This window comes from Mesorhizobium sp. NBSH29 (assembly GCF_015500055.1).
Classification (GTDB): domain Bacteria; phylum Pseudomonadota; class Alphaproteobacteria; order Rhizobiales; family Rhizobiaceae; genus Neomesorhizobium.
In genome coordinates this window covers 2633160-2651128 of sequence record NZ_CP045492.1, presented here as the reverse complement: position 1 = coordinate 2651128, position 17969 = coordinate 2633160, and the positions used below count along the sequence as shown (strand labels likewise).

Annotated in this window: 15 protein-coding genes and 1 riboswitch; of the genes, 11 read left to right on the top strand and 4 right to left on the bottom strand. The window is 58.9% G+C overall.

Going from position 1 to position 17969, the window contains the following annotated elements:
• Positions 1–16: 16 nt before the first annotated feature.
• On the bottom strand, positions 17–400 hold the full coding sequence (locus GA830_RS13255) for a potassium channel family protein (protein WP_258045432.1): 384 nt from the start codon (positions 398–400) through the stop codon (positions 17–19).
• Positions 401–558: 158 nt separating this feature from the next.
• Here GA830_RS13255 and GA830_RS13250 point away from each other — a divergent pair, with 158 nt between their 5' ends.
• From GA830_RS13250 to gcvP, 6 genes are all read left to right on the top strand, one after another.
• Positions 559–1686 (top strand): S-(hydroxymethyl)glutathione dehydrogenase/class III alcohol dehydrogenase, encoded by a 1128-nt coding sequence (locus tag GA830_RS13250; RefSeq protein WP_195162304.1) that lies wholly within the window; start codon positions 559–561, stop codon positions 1684–1686.
• Positions 1683–2171, top strand: coding sequence for a YaiI/YqxD family protein (locus GA830_RS13245; protein ID WP_258045431.1), 489 nt, complete (start codon positions 1683–1685; stop codon positions 2169–2171). The genes GA830_RS13250 and GA830_RS13245 overlap by 4 nt, the downstream gene beginning before the upstream one ends.
• 181 nt (positions 2172–2352) lie before the next feature.
• A complete protein-coding gene (locus tag GA830_RS13240; protein ID WP_195162303.1) occupies positions 2353–2733 on the top strand; it encodes a helix-turn-helix domain-containing protein in 381 nt (126 codons plus the stop codon).
• Positions 2734–2842: 109 nt separating this feature from the next.
• Positions 2843–2929: riboswitch (glycine riboswitch) on the top strand.
• Positions 2930–3081: 152 nt separating this feature from the next.
• On the top strand, positions 3082–4182 hold the full coding sequence (gene gcvT, locus GA830_RS13235; protein ID WP_195162302.1) for a glycine cleavage system aminomethyltransferase GcvT: 1101 nt from the start codon (positions 3082–3084) through the stop codon (positions 4180–4182).
• A 6-nt stretch (positions 4183–4188) separates the two neighbouring features.
• Positions 4189–4557: a glycine cleavage system protein GcvH gene (gene gcvH, locus GA830_RS13230; protein WP_195162301.1), complete on the top strand. Its 369-nt coding sequence runs from the start codon at positions 4189–4191 to the stop codon at positions 4555–4557.
• 13 nt (positions 4558–4570) lie between these two features.
• On the top strand, positions 4571–7378 hold the full coding sequence (gene gcvP, locus GA830_RS13225; RefSeq protein ID WP_195162300.1) for an aminomethyl-transferring glycine dehydrogenase: 2808 nt from the start codon (positions 4571–4573) through the stop codon (positions 7376–7378).
• A 163-nt stretch (positions 7379–7541) separates the two neighbouring features.
• Here gcvP and GA830_RS13220 read toward each other — a convergent pair whose 3' ends face one another.
• Positions 7542–7976 carry an Lrp/AsnC family transcriptional regulator gene (locus GA830_RS13220; protein ID WP_195162299.1) on the bottom strand — a complete coding sequence of 145 codons (435 nt, stop codon included), beginning with the start codon at positions 7974–7976 and terminating at the stop codon, positions 7542–7544.
• A gap of 114 nt (positions 7977–8090) precedes the next feature.
• On the opposite strand from GA830_RS13220, the gene GA830_RS13215 reads away from it, so the two are divergent.
• The 3 genes from GA830_RS13215 (at position 8091) to parE (ending at position 14718) form a co-directional block, all read left to right on the top strand.
• On the top strand, positions 8091–11141 hold the full coding sequence (locus tag GA830_RS13215; RefSeq protein ID WP_195162298.1) for an aminotransferase class III-fold pyridoxal phosphate-dependent enzyme: 3051 nt from the start codon (positions 8091–8093) through the stop codon (positions 11139–11141).
• Between the two features lie 202 nt (positions 11142–11343).
• The gene (locus GA830_RS13210; protein ID WP_195162297.1) at positions 11344–12354 is read left to right on the top strand and encodes an amino acid ABC transporter substrate-binding protein; all 1011 of its coding nucleotides are present in this window, start codon (positions 11344–11346) and stop codon (positions 12352–12354) included.
• Between the two features lie 300 nt (positions 12355–12654).
• The gene (parE, locus tag GA830_RS13205; protein WP_195162296.1) at positions 12655–14718 is read left to right on the top strand and encodes a DNA topoisomerase IV subunit B; all 2064 of its coding nucleotides are present in this window, start codon (positions 12655–12657) and stop codon (positions 14716–14718) included.
• A gap of 9 nt (positions 14719–14727) precedes the next feature.
• On the opposite strand, the gene GA830_RS13200 is transcribed toward parE, so the two are convergent.
• Entirely contained in the window at positions 14728–15849 is a 1122-nt protein-coding gene (locus tag GA830_RS13200) for a DUF2336 domain-containing protein (RefSeq protein ID WP_195162295.1), read from the bottom strand.
• 171 nt (positions 15850–16020) lie between these two features.
• On the opposite strand from GA830_RS13200, the gene GA830_RS13195 reads away from it, so the two are divergent.
• Both GA830_RS13195 and GA830_RS13190 read left to right on the top strand, forming a co-directional pair.
• Complete coding sequence (locus tag GA830_RS13195; protein WP_195162294.1) at positions 16021–16476, top strand: MaoC family dehydratase; 456 nt, start codon at positions 16021–16023, stop codon at positions 16474–16476.
• Complete coding sequence (locus GA830_RS13190; RefSeq protein ID WP_195164941.1) at positions 16476–17354, top strand: HpcH/HpaI aldolase/citrate lyase family protein; 879 nt, start codon at positions 16476–16478, stop codon at positions 17352–17354. Before GA830_RS13195 ends, GA830_RS13190 begins: the two co-directional genes overlap by 1 nt.
• On the opposite strand, the gene GA830_RS13185 is transcribed toward GA830_RS13190, so the two are convergent.
• The gene (locus GA830_RS13185; RefSeq protein ID WP_195162293.1) at positions 17351–17962 is read right to left on the bottom strand and encodes a flavin reductase family protein; all 612 of its coding nucleotides are present in this window, start codon (positions 17960–17962) and stop codon (positions 17351–17353) included. The genes GA830_RS13190 and GA830_RS13185 overlap by 4 nt on opposite strands.
• Between the last annotated feature and the right edge of the window lie 7 nt (positions 17963–17969).

The following is a 17969-nucleotide window of genomic DNA, read 5'->3' as shown; positions in this document are numbered from 1 at the left end:
GCGCAGCGTACGCGTCTCAAAAATGCTCGCCCGTGCGGAATGGGCCGACGCGAATGCTGGCGGCGATCAGGTGCGCCGTCGACCAGCCGATCAGCAAAAACCCGTTCACCCCTTCAAGCGCTGCAAAAATCCGCCATTCGCGGGCCGGCAGCACGTCGCCAAAGCCCAGCGTGGAAAAAGATGTGAGCGAAAAATAGAGTGCTGTCTCAAAGTGCTCGATCACGCCCAGATGATAGTGCGCCAGCGCCCACAGCCACACCTCGACAGTGAGCAGCAGGAACAGGCCCAGCACTGTTGTCGCCATCGAGATGATGGGGTGTTGATGCTTTTGCAGAACGCTCTCCATCTTCGTGATGGCAATCAGGCCGAAGGTGTGGATCAGCGCCGTGAGCGTGATCATCAATGTTCCTAGTGTCAGGTTTTCATACATGGTCTTTCTCTCCGCCGCCAAGCGATGCTGCGCGGCGCATGAAAGGTCAAGAGATGTCGCGCCTCCCTTGATCCCTGCCCGATTTCCTGAAACGTTCCGCGGCTTGAATCGATGGAAGGGAATTTAGCATGAAAACGCGCGCCGCCGTGGCCGTTGCCGCCGGAAAGCCCCTCGAAATCATGGAAGTGGATCTTGAAGGGCCGCGCGAGGGTGAGGTGCTGGTCGAGATCAAGGCTACCGGTATCTGTCATACGGACGAGTTCACATTGTCGGGTGCTGACCCGGAAGGCATTTTCCCAGCCATTCTTGGCCATGAGGGAGCGGGCGTGGTGGTCGATGTCGGCAAGGGCGTCACGTCACTCAAAAAGGGTGACCATGTCATTCCACTCTATACACCCGAATGCCGCCAGTGCCCTTCCTGCCTTTCACGCAAGACCAATTTGTGTACTGCCATCCGCGCCACACAGGGCCAGGGCGTCATGCCGGATGGATCCAGCCGCTTCTCGATCGGCAAGGACAAGATCTTTCACTATATGGGTTGCTCAACCTTCGCGAATTTTACCGTGCTGCCCGAGATCGCACTGGCCAAGGTTAATCCTGCCGCCCCGTTCGACAAGATTTGCTACATCGGCTGCGGCGTCACCACCGGCATTGGTGCTGTCATCAACACCGCCAAGGTAGAGATCGGCGCGACTGCAGCGGTGTTCGGGCTGGGCGGCATTGGCCTGAACGTCATTCAGGGACTGAGGCTTGCTGGCGCCGACATGATTATTGGCGTCGATATCAACAACGACAAAAAACCTTGGGGCGAAAAGTTCGGGATGACGCATTTCGTCAATCCGAAGGAGATCGACGGCGATGTCGTTGCCCATATCGTTAACCTCACCAAGCGCGGTGCCGACCAGATTGGCGGCGCCGACTACACGTTCGATTGCACTGGCAGCACCAAGGTGATGCGCCAAGCGCTCGAATGTTCGCATCGAGGCTGGGGCAAGTCGGTGGTTATCGGCGTCGCCGGTGCCGGCCAGGAAATCGCCACCCGACCGTTCCAGCTGGTTACCGGTCGCACCTGGATGGGCACGGCCTTTGGCGGCGCGCGCGGGCGCACCGATGTGCCAAAAATCGTCGACTGGTACATGGATGGAAAAATCGAAATCGACTCGATGATCACCCACACCCTGAAGCTTGAGGACATCAACAAGGGCTTTGACCTGATGCACTCGGGCGAAAGCATCCGCTCGGTCGTGGTCTATTGAGCGAAGCAGAAAAGATCGCGCCCGTCATCTATGTCGATGCGGATGCCTGTCCGGTAAAGGCGGAGGCGATGAAGGTGGCGGAGCGTTATGGGCTTATCGTCACCTTCGTTTCCAATGGCGGCATGCGCCCTTCCCGCGATCCGATGATAAGGCATGTCGTGGTACCCAAAAGCGCGGACGCCGCAGACGACTGGATTGTCGAGAATGCGCAGGCCAACGATATTGTCATCACCGCAGATATTCCGCTTGCGGCGCGCACGGTGGCGCTTGGCGCGCATGTTCTGGGGATGACAGGAAGAGCCTTCACCGAAGAAAGTATCGGCATGGCGGTGGCGATGCGAGACCTCAAGCAGCATCTGCGCGAGACCGGAGAAAGCAAAGGATTTAACGCCAGCTTTTCGCCGGCAGACCGCTCGCGTTTTCTTGGAGCGCTCGACCAGATTGTGCGCCGTGCGCTTAAGGGGCCTAGCCAAGGACAGGTGTGAAGTCGGCAGCAGCTGCAACAGCTGTAAAATCTCCTTAAAGTTGTATATTGCTCGTCTGGACGTCCAAAACACGCAGAAATCCCTCCTAGAGGTTGTGTTTTTGTCCTCCCGACCTATGTTGGACAGGTGCCGGCCATTCGGGCGCACGCGATAAATCAAATCAGCGGCAGGAGAGCGGCACATGTCAGACGCCATGAATATCTATGAAGAAATTCCCGACCTGGACACAATCGGCGGACGTATTTCGCGGGCGCGCGATGCAGCCGGATTGAGCGTCAAGGAGATTGCTTGGCAACTGGGCGTCAAGATAGCCACCATCAACGCATGGGAAAGTGATCGTTCGCTTCCTGGCTCGCACCGGATGAACCGGCTGGCCGGCATGATGGGTGTTTCGATCTCCTGGCTCTTGCACGGCGTCGGCACGGCACCGGCGGAGGCAAACTCCGAGCAGACGGTCGATAATGTGACGTCACAGCTGGAAAAGCTGAAACTGCTCCATGTCGAAACCGGCGAGCTTATTGGCCGCATCCAGAAGGATCTCGACGGGATCTCCCCGAGCTAGTAGCCGCAAACATTCCCCTGTGCAGACACTTCCCGACCTATGTCGTCGGGAGGTGACAATGTGTCGGGCATAGGGTATTGACGATTTCGTCGAGGGCCAGAAATGGCTCTACCTGTTTGCGGGAGAGAGCTGCGAAAGCAGCCGCCGAAGGGGAAATCGCCCGAAATCTCTCAGGCAAAAGAACCGTAGACGGGAAAGACGCTCTGGAAAGTCGGGATATGATTCGTCCCGCGCCGAAGGTGTAAGCGCCGCTGACAGAGTTCCGGTTGCGCGAGTCTCTCAGGCTTCAGACAGAGGGGCACGGATTGGTCGCACTCGCGACCGCTTGCGTGTGTCTCTGGAGAAGTCATGACCGACCAAAATTTGAATTTACTTCCACTTGAAGACCTCCATCAGGAAGCAGGTGCTCGCTTTGGCGGTTTCGCCGGCTGGCGGATGCCGCTCACCTATCCCGCCGGCGTGATGCAGGAGCACCTGCATACCCGCGCCCATGCCGGACTTTTTGATATTTCCCACATGAAGATGATCGAGGTTGCAGGGCCTGGAGCGGCAGCGCTTTTGGCCCGCGCCTGCCCGATTGAGCCTGAAGCGCTCGCACTGTCACAGTCCAAGCTATCGTTTCTTCTCAATGAGGAAGCCGGCATCCTTGATGATCTGATCGTCACGCGCCTGGGCGAAGCGCGTTTTATGGTCGTTGCGAATGCCGGGAATGCAGTCGCCGATATTGCCCATCTCAACGCACTTGCTGGTGAATTCGAGTGTACAGTGACACCGCTTGAACGCGTTTTCCTGGCCATTCAGGGCCCGGAAGCTGCGGATGTTATGGCCAAGGCAGGGTTTGAAACCGATGCCCTAACCTTCATGCATGGCATTGAGCCACAAACCAACTGGTTCATGAGCCGCTCAGGCTATACCGGCGAGGATGGATTCGAGATCGGTCTGCCCGTTGAGGAAGCGCGGGCGTTCGCGCAAAAACTTCTTTCAGATAACCGCGTGATGTGGATCGGTCTTGCGGCGCGCGACAGCCTTCGCCTCGAAGCGGGCCTGTGCCTGCACGGCAATGACATTTCTCCCGACACAAGCCCAGCTGCAGCGGCGCTGATGTGGGCAATACCCAAGGATTTGCGTGAGAACGGGCAGTTCATTGGCGCCGATGCGTTGCGTGCTGTCCTCGCCAAGGGCGCAGATGAAAAGCGCGTTGGGCTGAAGGCGGAAGGCCGCCTGCCCGTTCGCGGCGGTGCCAATCTCGTGGATGCTGACGGCAATCCGGCCGGTCGCGTAACATCTGGCGGTTTTGGCCCATCAGCCGATCATCCTGTGGCCATGGGTTACGTTGCGACCCAACTTGCCAAAGCCGGCACCAAACTGTTTGCCGAAGTGCGGGGCAACCGCATTCCGATCGAAGTCCATCCTCTTCCCTTCACGCCACATCACTACCGCAAAGGATAATTTTCCATGGCAACCACATATTACACCGAAGACCATGAATGGATCCGCGTCGAGAACGGCGTCGCGACCGTTGGCATCACTAATTATGCGCAGGAACAGCTGGGCGATATTGTGTTCGTGGAATTACCCGAAGCTGGCAAAGCCATGAAGAAGGGCGATACCGCAGTTGTAGTGGAATCAGTGAAAGCAGCCTCAGACGTTTACGCGCCTGTTGATGGCGAGATCGTTGAGGCAAACGAGACACTGTCGTCTGATCCGGCGCTGGTCAATTCGGCATCCACCGGTGATGGCTGGCTGTGGAAGATGAAGCTTGCCGATGAAGGCCAGCTTGAAGGCCTGATGGATGAGGCCGGCTACGACAAGATGGTTGGCTGAGGAGCGCGCGCAAATGACAACCAAAACCGCAACTTTCGCCAGCCGGCATATCGGGCCCGGCCCGCAGGATGTGCGCGCCATGCTGGCCACGCTTGGCGTTCCCTCTGTCGAGACGCTGATCTCGCAGGCCGTGCCCAAATCCATTCGTTTTGATCGTGCTCTGGACCTGCCGGCGGCTGCCACAGAAGCAGACGCGCTTGCAGAACTTTCGGTCAAGATGGCGAAAAACACGGTGATGAAGAGCTTCATCGGTGCTGGCTATCATGGCGTGAACGTGCCGCCGGTCATACAGCGCAATCTGTTCGAGAACCCGGCCTGGTATACGGCCTATACCCCCTATCAATCCGAGATCAGCCAGGGCCGGCTAGAGCTTCTGTTCAATTTTCAGACGCTGGCCACCGAACTGACCGGGCTGCCCGTCGCGTCGGCCTCACTGCTGGACGAAGCAACAGCAGTTGCCGAAGCTGTCGGCATTGCCTGCCGTCATCACCGCGACAAGCGCAGCAAGATTGCGTTTGCAGGAACTCCGCATCCCCAGACACTCGATGTCGTGCGCACGCGCAGCGAACCCATCGGTGTTGAGGTCGATGGGAGTGAAATCGACGACAATACCGCAGCTCTTGTGGTTTCGTGGCCGGATACGCACGGTGTTTACGGCGACCACTCCTCCTTGATCGCCAAGGCGAAAGAAGTAGGAGCGCTGGTGATTTTTGCCAGTGATCCACTCGCGCTGACGCTCACCGAAAGCCCTGCAGACCTTGGCGCGGACATTGCTGTTGGCTCTATGCAGCGCTACGGCGTGCCGATGGGGTTTGGCGGTCCACACGCGGCCTATTGCGCTGTGTCGGACAAGCTTACCCGTCTCATGCCCGGCCGTCTTGTTGGCCAGTCGGTCGACAGGCATGGGCGCGCTGCCTACCGCCTCGCGCTTCAAACGCGCGAACAACATATCCGTCGCGACAAGGCCACCTCCAACATCTGCACCGCGCAGGCGCTTCTGGCCAATATGGCCGCCGCCTATGCGATCTGGCATGGACCCGAGGGCCTTCAGGCTATCGCTTCCCATGTGCACGGAATTGCGACGCGTTTTGCCGCCGGGCTTACCGCAGCGGGACGCAAGATTGCCGGCGAGCGCTTCTTCGACACGGTGACCGTCGATGTCGCCGATTCTGCACAACTGGCAGCAGAGGCTGAAAAGGCTTGCCGTCTGGTGCGTGTCGTGGACGCCAAGCGCATTGCAGTTGCCTTCGACGAAACGTCCACCGACGCCGATCTTGAAGCGCTCTGTGGCCTGTTTGGTGCAAAAGCACCCGCAGAGGCAGATGCCTGCCTACCCGGCAAGCCGCGTGGCAAGAATTTTCTGACGCAACCAACGTTCCACGCGCATCGCTCCGAGACGGCAATGATGCGCTTCCTGCGCCGGTTGGCCGACAAGGATCTGGCGCTTGACCGTGCCATGATCCCGCTTGGCTCCTGCACGATGAAGCTCAACGCTGCTGCCGAGATGATGCCTGTTTCCTGGCCCAATGTTGCAAACCTGCATCCATTTGCACCGACTGCCCACAGCGCAGGCTACAAGGCGATGACGGATGATCTGGAAGCATGGCTTTGCGAGATCACCGGCTTTGATGCCGTCTCGCTGCAGCCCAATGCGGGCAGCCAGGGCGAATATGCCGGGCTGCTGGCGATCCGCCGCTATCACCATGAGCGCGGCGACACGCATCGTGACATCTGCCTCATCCCCTCCTCTGCGCATGGCACCAATCCGGCCAGTGCCTCGATGGTTGGCATGAAGGTTGTCGTCGTCGCCTGTCAGGACAGCGGTGACATCGACCTCGATGATATGAAGGCTAAGGTAGAGCAGCACAGCGCCAATCTGGCGGCGCTGATGTTCACCTATCCCTCGACGCATGGCGTGTTCGAAGAAGGCGCGCGCGACATCTGCACGCTGGTCCATGAACATGGCGGGCAGGTTTATTTCGACGGCGCCAACCTCAATGCGTTGGTCGGGCTCGCCCGCCCCGCCGACATCGGCGCCGATGTCTGCCACATGAATTTGCACAAGACGTTCTGCATTCCACATGGTGGCGGCGGGCCGGGCGTCGGACCGATCGGCGTGAAGGCGCATCTTGCGCCCTTCTTGCCGGGCCACGTTGCTGGTGGCAGCGACCATGCGGTTTCAGCAGCACCTTTCGGCAGCGCTTCGATCCTGCCGATCACCTGGATGTATATCCGCATGATGGGTGGAGACGGGCTGAAATATGCCACCGAAATCGCCATCGTCTCGGCCAATTACATCGCCACCAAGCTCGAGCCCTTTTTCCCGGCGCTCTACAAGGGCCGGGGTGGACGCGTGGCGCATGAATGCATTCTCGACACGCGCGTCATCAAGGAAAGTGCGGATATCTCTGTCGAGGACGTTGCAAAACGTCTCATCGACTATGGGTTCCACGCGCCGACCATGTCCTGGCCGGTAGCAGGAACGCTGATGGTGGAGCCGACTGAATCCGAACCAAAGGAGGAGATCGACCGCTTCATCGAAGCGATGATCTCCATTGCGGCCGAGGCAGAGCGTGTCGCCAAGGGCGAGTGGCCGCGCGACGACAATCCGCTGATCAATGCACCCCACACAGCTGGTGAAACGCTGGGCGGAGAATGGGCGCATAGCTACAGCCGCATGGAAGCCGCCTTCCCCAGCGGTGACGCCGATTCCCAAGCCAAATACTGGCCGCCAGTCTCGCGCATCGACAATGTGGGCGGTGATCGCAATCTCGTCTGTTCGTGCCCACCGCTCGAAGAATATCTTGGAGCGGCAGAGTAGTAATAATCGTCTCTCGCGGCGATGCGGTCGCTTCCATCAGGTTGCGCTTCATCGCCGCGCGGAACATGCCGACCCCGTTTCGGCTGTCGAGGCTGTTGTCGAGTGTCGCTTCGATAGCCTCGCCATTGGGGCTTTTGCGCATCTTCGATGGGCGAAAGCTGAACTACCCCCGCTCAATATCGTGACGCAGAACAATCAGCGTGGTGAGATCCTGTACGGAAGCGTGGGTGGCAATAAGGTCGCGCAATGTGTTGAGCCTGTCGATGGATGGCACTTCGACCTCCACCACCAGATCCAGCTGACCCGTAACGGACGAGACCCGTCTGATATCGGGATATCCCGCAAGCTGGTCGAGAACACCCATTGATGGCGTCTGAGCGAGTGTTACCAGAAGGATTGCGACCACCATGCCTCTGTCCATCTGGCCAATGTCGGCGCGGTAGCCACGAATAACCCCTTCCCGCTCCAGCGTGGCAACGCGTTCCGTCGTCGCGCTGCGCGACAGGCCAATGCGTGCTGCCAGAGCCTTGAGAGGAATGCGCGCTTCCTTTGACAGGATTGCCAATATTCTTCTGTCACGGTCATCCAGCTCACGCATCCGCTTCTCCGTTATAATGCCGGTCGAGACCGGCAATTTGCCGGCTCAACCTGCATTATGACGGATGCGGCACCTTGTTGCACGTGCCAATCTGCTTCAACACATGGATGGAAGATGACTGACGTTTCGCACCCCGCCCCGGAATTTTCTCTCGTTGAAGCTCAGACGCTTGCCGAAACCCATTTCGGCCTCACCGGAGAACTCTCGGCCCTGGACAGTGAGCGCGACCAAAACTTCCGGCTTTCGCAAGCCGATGGTCGGCAGATGATCCTCAAAATCGTCAATGCCAGTGAGCCAGGGTCCGAAAGCGCGTTTCAAACTGCGCTGCTTGCCCATCTCGAGAATCACGCCCCTGAAATGGCCGCTCCACGCCTGCGCAAGACGCGCGGCTCGGAGGCGCTCGCCTTCGCGGTATCCAATGGCCAGACGCATGCTGTGCGGTTGGTAGAATGGCTGCCCGGGGTTCCTCTTGCCGAAGTAAAACGTACACCAGCGCAGCTTGCGAATTTAGGCATGGCGCTCGGCCAACTTGGCCGCGCTCTGCAAGGGTTCATCCACCCCGGCGCGTTGCGCAGTTTTGACTGGGATATCCGCAATGCCGGTGCCGCCCGCCAGAGGCTTGGTGCAATCGACAATCTGGATGATCGTACCCTACTGGGCCGTCTGCTCGACCATTTCGAAAACTCAGTCGCACCGCGTTTGTCGCGCCTTCGTGCGCAAATCATCCACAATGATGCCAATGACTGGAATGTACTGGTCAACGCAGGCGATCATGACCAAATCGCCGGCATCATCGATTTTGGAGATGCGCTCCACGCTCCCTTGATTGCGGACGTCGCGGTCGCCTGCGCCTACGCTATTCTTGACCTGGAAGACCCTGTGAGCGCCGCGGCTCAGCTCGTTGCAGGGTATCACGCCGCCTACCCGCTTCAACCGGAAGAAATTGACCTTCTATTCGACCTGATCGCGATGCGGCTTGTCATCAGTGTCACCCTGTCAGCCGAGCGCAAGGCGCTGGTTGGAGACAACCCATATCTGGCCATCAGCGAAGCGCCAGCATGGCGCCTCTTGCGCAGGATGGACGGGATCAATCGCAATTTTGCAACCGCAATCCTGCGTCACGCCTGCGGTCATGAAGCCGTGACGGGTGCGCGTGGTGTTGTTGGATGGATAAACGAAAACCGCACATCATTCGCCTCCATTCTTGACCGACACCCGGCAACCCTGACCAAGGCGCTGGTGCCTTATGCCGACCCCGAACATCCGATGACGCTGCAGTCTGCCGGTCAAGAGCCGGAAAAGGCTACCGCCTGGTGGGATGCATACTGCGCGCAGACGGGCGTTGCCCTGGGGCTCGGTCCTTGGGGCGAAGAACGCACGGTCTATACGAGCGATATATTCCGGTCGCGTTTTGTCGAGGGTGTGCGCCGTATTCACCACCTCGGTCTTGACCTCTTCATGCCCGCAGGCACGCCGCTTTACACTCCGCTCGACGCGGTGGTGAAAAGTGTGGAAGTCGAACATGATCCACTTGGCTATGGCTGCATTGTCACCCTTGAGCATGAGCCGGAGAATTGCCCCGCCTTCGTCACCTTATGGGGGCATATGGCGCATGAAGCCGCAAGCCGCCTCACTCCCGGAGCCACGCTCAAAGCTGGTACCTTGGTAGGCTATATGGGAGAGCCAGCCGAAAACGGGGGATGGGCGCCGCATCTTCATTTTCAGATTTCAACCGATACAAGGCTCGCCGCGCGCGATATTCTAGGCGTCGGCGAGGCACGCTATCTTGACGTTTGGAGTGAGTTGTTCCCCGATGCATCAACGCTCGCGGGCATCCCTCCCGAAGCGTTCGAAAAGACAGGGCGACCACGCACCGAGATTGAAGCGACTCGGCGCGATATCCTGCTGCCCAATCTTTCAATATCCTACTCCGAGCCCATCAAATTCGTGCGCGGCGATGGTCCTTGGTTGATCGACGACCGCGGTCGCGCCTATCTCGATTGCTTCAACAATGTCTGCCACCTCGGCCACGCCCATCCCGATGTGGTTCGTGCCATTGCCACTCAAGCAGCGCGGCTCAACACCAATACGCGCTATCTGCACGACGGCATCGTGAACTACGCAGAAAGGCTGACCGCCACACTTCCCGAGGGCCTAGCCGTCGCCTCCTTCGCCTGTACGGGAAGCGAGGCGAACAGCCTGATGATGCGTATGGCGCGGGCCCATACAGGGCGCAATGAGGCCATTGTGCTGGATTGGGCCTACCATGGAACGACGCAGGAGCTGATCGACATCAGCCCGTACAAATACAAGCGCAAGGGCGGCAAGGGTCGCCCGGACCATGTATTCGAAGCAACCATTCCCGACAGCTATCGCGCGCCATTGGAATGGCCAATTGAAGAATACGCCTCACGTTTTGCGCAAAGTGTTGCCGAGCAAATTGCAACCATGTCGGCTCAGGGGCGCGCGCCCGGACTGTTCATCGCTGAATCCATTCCAAGTGTCGCCGGGCAGGTGTTTTTGCCAAATGGATATCTCGAGGAAGTCTACGCCATGGTGCGTGCCGCAGGCGGCATCTGTGTGGCCGATGAAGTTCAGGTTGGTTTTGGCCGCGTCGGCACACATTGGTGGGCGTTTGAAAGCCAGAACGTGGTTCCAGATATCGTGACCATGGGCAAGCCCATCGGCAACGGTCACCCAATGGCAGCACTCGTGACCACGCGCGAGATTGCACGATCCTTCGACAATGGGATGGAATATTTCAACACATTCGCTGGCAACCCGGTTTCATGCGCTGCGGGCCTGGCTGTTCTCGACGTGATCGAGCGCGACGGTCTGCGCGAGAATGCGCGCATCATCGGAGACTATCTCCTGCGAAGCTTCAACGCACTCAAGCAGCGTTTCGATATCATTGGCGATGTGCGCGGCCAGGGCCTCTTTCTGGGGGTCGAACTCGTTACCGACCGGACGACAAAGGTGCCCGCAACCGAGATTGCCCGCCGTGTTAACGACGGCATGCGCGAACGCGGCGTTCTGATTGGCACCGAAGGACCATATGACAACGTGCTCAAGATGCGTCCGCCCATGATTTTCACCAAGGCCAATGCCGATCATCTGATCGGGACGCTGGAGGAAACGCTGAACGCCGTCATGGCGCGGGGCTGACCTGACGCCTTTCGAAGGGCGACAAAGACAGGACGTTCAACGCTTCATGAAAAGCGCGATGTCCAGAAAATTCAGCGCTGCCGCCCACGCCGCGCGCTGAAAGCAGGAGATGAAAGCAGGGTTGACCGCGCATGCATGCATGCATGCGCGGAAGGAGAAGCTTTGCCTTTGAATAGCGCAATTAACAACTGGGAGGAAAACCATGAAACATGCACTGACTTTAGCTCTTGCCCTGTCCGCGGGACTAGCTGCGCCGGCGACAGCCGGCACACTGGATATCATCAAACAACGTGGTGACGTTGTGTGCGGCGTCAGCCAAGGGGTTGCAGGTTTTTCTGCACCCGATGATCAGGGCAAATGGACCGGTTTCGATGTTGATTTCTGCCGTGCCGTCGCAGCAGCCACCCTGGGCGATCCGGAGAAGGTAAAATATGTCGCTCTGTCCACAAAGGAACGCTTTACGGCTCTCCAGTCGGGAGAAGTCGACCTTCTATCACGCCAGACGACATGGTCATTGTCGCGCGACACGAGCATGGGACTGCGTTTCGTAGGAACGGCCTATTATGATGGCCAGGGCTTTATGGTCCCAACAAAACTCGGTGTGGACAGCGCGTTGAAGCTTTCAGGCTCCACTGTGTGCGCCGAGCAGGGCACGACCACGGAACAAAACCTCGCTGATTATTTTCAGGCAAACAAACTTGAATTTGAAGCGGTTGTGATCGATTCCGCAGACGGCATTATCGATGCTTTCGAAAGCGGACGGTGCGACGTGTATTCCACAGACGCCTCCGCACTTTACGCGCAAAAGCTGAAACTTACCGACCCGTCAGCTTTCGTCATCTTGCCTGAGATCATCTCGAAGGAGCCTCTCGGCCCGGTCGTTCGCCAGGGCGACGATCAGTGGTTCAGCATTGTGCGCTGGACCCTTTTCTCGTTGATCGAAGCTGAAGAAATGGGACTGACAAAGGACACGGTTGAAGCAGGGCGTACGTCGCAAAACCCTGAAGTGCGGCGGTTTCTCGGCGTCGAGGGTGAAACCGGCCAGCAGTTGGGTCTTGGAGCAGGATTTGCCTACGACATAGTCAAGGCAGTCGGCAATTATGGTGAGATATTCGAACGCAATATTGGCCTGTCCAGCCCCCTGAAGATCGACCGCGGGCTGAACGCGCTGTGGAACAAGGGCGGCCTGATCTACGCTCCCCCTTCGCGCTAAGATTTAGACGCTAAAACGCGGCGCCGGTTCTTCGGCGCCGCTAGGGCGTGCCTGACGAGGGCATAAAACGCCCCTTCCCCAACAGCGAGAGGATGTGCGATCGAGGGCGTCGTCTCGACGTTACACAGTGTGCGAGATCCCGGCCCCCGCGCTCATGAGACCAGCCGCGCTTGCAACGGCGCCGCAAAACGTGGAAAAGCACGCTCTTTGGCCATCGAACGGAACGGGAACCGCTGTGCTTTCCAAAGGAAAGCATGCCACAATCGCAGCTTGATTCGCGGCTACAGCAGAAAATAATTCATGGACGACAATAACGACCTTTTCGCTACGCTCGGTGCGCCCGAGCCCAAGCCGACGCCGGCTTCGCGGCCCGCTGACCCGTTGGTGCAGGCGGCGCGCGCCAAGGCACCTGCTTCATCGCGCGATGGCAGCGAGGGCTATAGCGCCGCTGACATCGAAGTGCTGGAGGGGCTCGAGCCCGTCCGCCGGCGTCCTGGGATGTATATTGGCGGCACCGACGAGAAGGCGCTGCATCACCTGTTTGCCGAAGTCATCGACAACTCCATGGATGAGGCGGTGGCCGGCCATGCAACTTTCATCGAGGTGGAGCTTACGGCCGATGGCTATCTGACTGTCACTGACAATGGGCGCGGAATACCGGTCGATCCGCATCCGAAGTTCAAGGACAAGTCAGCGCTCGAAGTCATCATGACAACGCTGCATGCGGGCGGCAAGTTTGATTCCAAGGTCTACGAGACCTCCGGCGGTTTGCACGGCGTGGGCGTGTCGGTGGTCAACGCATTATCTGATGACCTTGAAGTAGAAGTCGCTCGCGGACGCCAGCTCTACCGGCAGCGCTTTTCACGCGGCATTCCGCAGGGCGGGCTGGAAAAACTGGGCGACATCCAGAACCGCCGTGGCACGAAAGTGCGGTTTCACCCCGACCCGGACATTTTTGGCAAGGGCGCTGCATTCGAACCGGCGCGGCTCTACCGCATGGCGCGCTCAAAGGCGTATCTGTTTGGTGGCGTCGAGATCCGTTGGTCTTGCGAAGCCTCCATGCTCGGCGAGAAGGACCAGACGCCGCCAAAGGCCGTGTTCCATTTCCCGGGCGGTCTAAAGGATTATCTGAGCGCCTCGCTCGGCGATGATTTTCAGGTCACCCGCGAGGCCTTTGCAGGCAAGTCGGAAAAGACGAGCGGCCACGGATCGGTCGAATGGGCTGTCACCTGGTATGGCGGCGACGGGTTTTTGAACTCCTACTGCAACACCATCCCGACGCATGAGGGTGGCACGCACGAGCTTGGCCTGCGCAACGTCTTGACGCGCGGCCTCAAGGCCTATGCTGAACTCGCCGGCAATAAGCGCGCCAGCGTGGTGACCAGCGAAGACGTGATGATTTCAGCCGCCGGCATGCTGTCGGTTTTCATCCGCGAGCCGGAATTTGTCGGCCAGACCAAAGACAAGCTGGCGACCGTCGAGGCGGTCCGCATCGTGGAAAGCGCGCTACGCGATCCGTTCGATCACTGGCTTGCCGACAACCCGCAAGAAGCCTCAAAGCTTCTCGACTGGGTGATTGCGCGGGCCGATGAGCGCGTAAAACGCCGGCAGGAAAAAGAAGTCAACCGAAAGAGCGCGGTGCGCAAATTGCGCCTGCCAGGCAAGCTTGCCGACTGCACTCAAAACGCGGCGGCGGGTGCAGAAATCTTCATCGTAGAGGGTGATTCGGCTGGCGGTTCGGCCAAGCAAGCGCGAGACCGCGCGAGCCAGGCAATCTTGCCTCTACGCGGCAAGATTTTGAATGTGGCGAGCGCCGGAGCAGACAAGCTCACTTCCAACCAGCAGATAGCCGATCTTATTCAGGCGTTGGGCTGCGGAACGCGGTCTCGCTACCGGGAGGATGACCTGCGCTATGACCGCGTGATCATCATGACCGATGCTGACGTCGATGGTGCACATATTGCTTCGTTGCTGATCACATTCTTCTATCAGGAGATGCCCGATCTCATTCAGGGCGGCCACCTCTATATGGCCGTGCCGCCGCTGTATTCGATCCGTCAGGGCGGCAAGGTGGCCTATGCGCGAGACGATGCACACAAGGACGAACTCATCCGCACCGAATTTACGGGTCGCGGCAAGATCGAGATCGGCCGCTTCAAGGGCCTTGGCGAGATGATGGCGGCTCAACTTAAAGAGACCACCATGGACAAGCGCAAGCGCACACTCCTGCGCGTCGAGATCGCCCATGATGCGGCCGAGACCAAGGCTTCCGTCGATGCTCTGATGGGCACCAAACCTGAAGCACGCTTCCGGTTTATCCAAGACAATGCCGAGTTCGCAACATCGGATAATCTTGATATCTGAGACCCTACGTTAGGCTGCCGCGATCGACAGAGCGTGCCCGCGCGCGTTTTCGCGCAAGGCTCCGAGATGAATTGATTTGAGCAGGCTTGCGAGTTCAGCTGGCTCATTGCGTGGACCTAATTCCTGCAGCATCATCCAGCTGACTTCCTGTGCGCCTGCAAGACGTTTACCGTTGGCAACTTCGCGCCAGATCTTCAGTGCTTTGAGAATCACGGCGTGTACGGCAGCTGAAAGCCCGGCCTTGCGGAACAGAGATGCAAGGGCAACATCCTGGCCACCAGCCAGAAGTGCCCTCACCCGGTTTTCGCTTTGGCCCGTCAGGGCAACCACGGCGCAGCCAAAGAAGTCGATCTTGCCATGCGCAACGGCGCGCACCAGAAAGCTTGCGGTCAGGTCGCCGCGGATGCGCAGATGCTCTATCAGAGCTGCGAATTCAACTTCGGGTGTGTTTTCGATCAGGGTCAGGGAGCTCCGCACGCAGGCTTCCCGCGTCACCCGTTCGGCACGCGCGGCACCCATCATGGCAACAACCAACGGCGAGGTTTTCAGGGCCTCTCCGAGCTTCACCAGCAGTGTGTGGCGGCAGTCGGAGGGCAGCCTGCCGTCGGACAGCATGGCTTCGCGAACCTCTGCGACATCACCGAGGCGCTCGGCGATGCGGCGAAAGCTCAGGGATGCGATATCAGCGGAGGAGTTGTTCAAAAGTTCGCGGCAGGCTTCTGCCTCGCCCACTTCGGCAATCGCTGCAGACAGCGCCATTGAAATACCGGCACGGGCTGCGATGAGGCGCTGGATGGGCCCACTGCCGGAAGCCACCCGGTCGATCAGATCGGCATCGGTCAGAAGCGGCGAGCGGCCGAGAACGAGCGAAGCCACTTCGGGCTGATCTGACGCCAGCGCTGCAATAATTTGCACCGGCGCGTGACGGCTCATCGACAGCGCATCTGCCAATGACAGTCGTACCTTTGAGGAAGGATCGTCCAGAAGCAATGTAAGAGCCGCTTCAGCCGCGCACCGGTCTTCGAAGGCAAGCTCGCCCTCGATATAAGCGGTGGCCATGGCGGCTGCAGCTGCGGCACGCTCGGCAACACGCGCTGTTTCCATCCACCTCAGAAAATGCCCCACAACCATACTGACGCAAACTCCTACAACTCTGGAGATCACATTAGCCGCAATTGGTTTACGAACGGTTCACCATGTTCTTTAACCAGCGGGCACTTGCTACGCGGGCATTTCCAAAAAAGCAGTTTCCGCTTTTTGCCAAGCTGCTCTATCAACGGGAGCATCGACAGGAGGAGCTGTATGGCCGGGCTATATCTGGAAGAGTTTGTGGTCGGACAGGTGATCCGCCACCCGATCACCCGCACCGTCACCGAGAGTGACAATGTGATGTTTTCGGTGATGACGATGAACCCGCAGCCGCTGCACATCGATTTCGATTTTGCAGCGAAATCGGAGTGGGGCAAGCCACTAGTCAACTCGCTGTTCACGCTCGGCCTGATGATCGGCATTTCCGTGCACGACACCACACTTGGCACCACGCTTGCCAATCTGGGCATGACCGAGACCACCTTTCCGCACCCGGTCTTTCACGGCGATACGATCCGCGTGGAAACCGAGGTGAAATCGGTGCGTGGGTCCAAATCCAAACCGGATCGCGGTATCGTCGAGTTCGAGCATCGAGCCTATAATCAGGCGGGGATGCTCGTGGCTCAATGCACGCGACAGGCGATGCTCGCCAAGAAGAATGCCGGTTGATGCGCTCGCTCCTGTTTGTTCCAGGCGATTCAGAAAAGAAGCTGGAGAAGGGTTTTGGAAGCGGTGCCGACTGTGTGATCGTCGACCTTGAAGATTCGGTGGCCCTCGCAAACAAGGCTACCGCGCGCGCCATCGCCGCCGGTTTTCTCGCCGCCCGGAACCAGGTTGCCGGACCAAGGATCTATATCCGCGTCAACGATCTGGCGTCGGGGCTGATCGATGACGATCTCGGCGCGGCGATGGCAGCTCGACCTGACGGGATCATGCTGCCCAAAGCAAACAGCAGCGCGGATGCGATGCACCTTTCAGCGAAACTGCGCGTACATGAGGTCGAAAACGGAATTCCAGACGGCTCAACGGCGATCCTCGCCATTATGACCGAGACGGCGGCTGGACTTTTGGCGGCCTCGACCTGGGGCGCAACCAACCGCACGCCAAGGCTTGCCGGACTGACCTGGGGTGCGGAGGATCTTTCGGCAGTGATCGGTGCACACGCCACACGGGATGCCGAAGGCCGCTATACTGATGTCTTTCGCCACGCGCGCACCATGACGATTTTGGCCGCCTCTGCCTGCGATGTCGCGGCCATCGATACTGTGTTTGTCAATTTCCGTGATGAGGCCGGCTTGCGCCATGAATGCGCGGACGCCGAGCGCGACGGGTTTACCGGCAAGATGGCGATCCATCCAGTGCAGGTGCCCATCATCAACGAGGCTTTTACACCGAGCGCACAAGCGGTTGAGCATGCGCAGTCGGTCATCGAGGCATTTGAGAACGCGGGAAATCCCGGCGTGGTAGCGATAGATGGAAAAATGTATGACCGGCCCCACCTCACTCGCGCCACACGGTTGCTCGCGCGGGCAGGCGTCTTGCGCTAGTCGATCTCCCAGCGCGGGCGGCGCATGGCAAAAACCTTGTCCACGCTCGCATAATCCATATAGCCAAGGCGGGAGAGGTTTCCCGCCTTCACCGCATCATAAAGACCGTCCGGGCCGATAAACTCATCGTTGATGTGAACCCCCGTAACCTCGCCGATGACCACGACGACCCCTGCTGACTTTCCATCCAGTCCATCCGGCTCGAAAATTTTGGTCACCTTGCATTCCAGCGCTGCCGGCGCTTCTGCAACGCGTGGTGGCGTGATAGTGCGTGAGGGCGCTGCAGTCAGTCCCGCATAGTCGAATTCGCTGATACCGCGTGGCGCATCGACGGCGGTTTTGTTCATCCTTTCGGCGAGATCACGACCGACAATGTTGGCGACAAACTCTTTTGTTTCTTTGGCAAAGGTCGCGCTGTCCTTCATCCCCTCGGACGAAAACAGCACCAGATGCGGGTTGGTCGAAATGGCGTTGAAGAAAGAATAGGGTGCGAGGTTGAGCGCGCCGTTGGACGCCTGCGTCGAGATCCAGCCTATCGGGCGCGGCGACACCAGCGCCTTGAACGGATCGTGCGGCATGCCGTGGCCGTTTCGTGGTTCATAAAACACTGTTGAT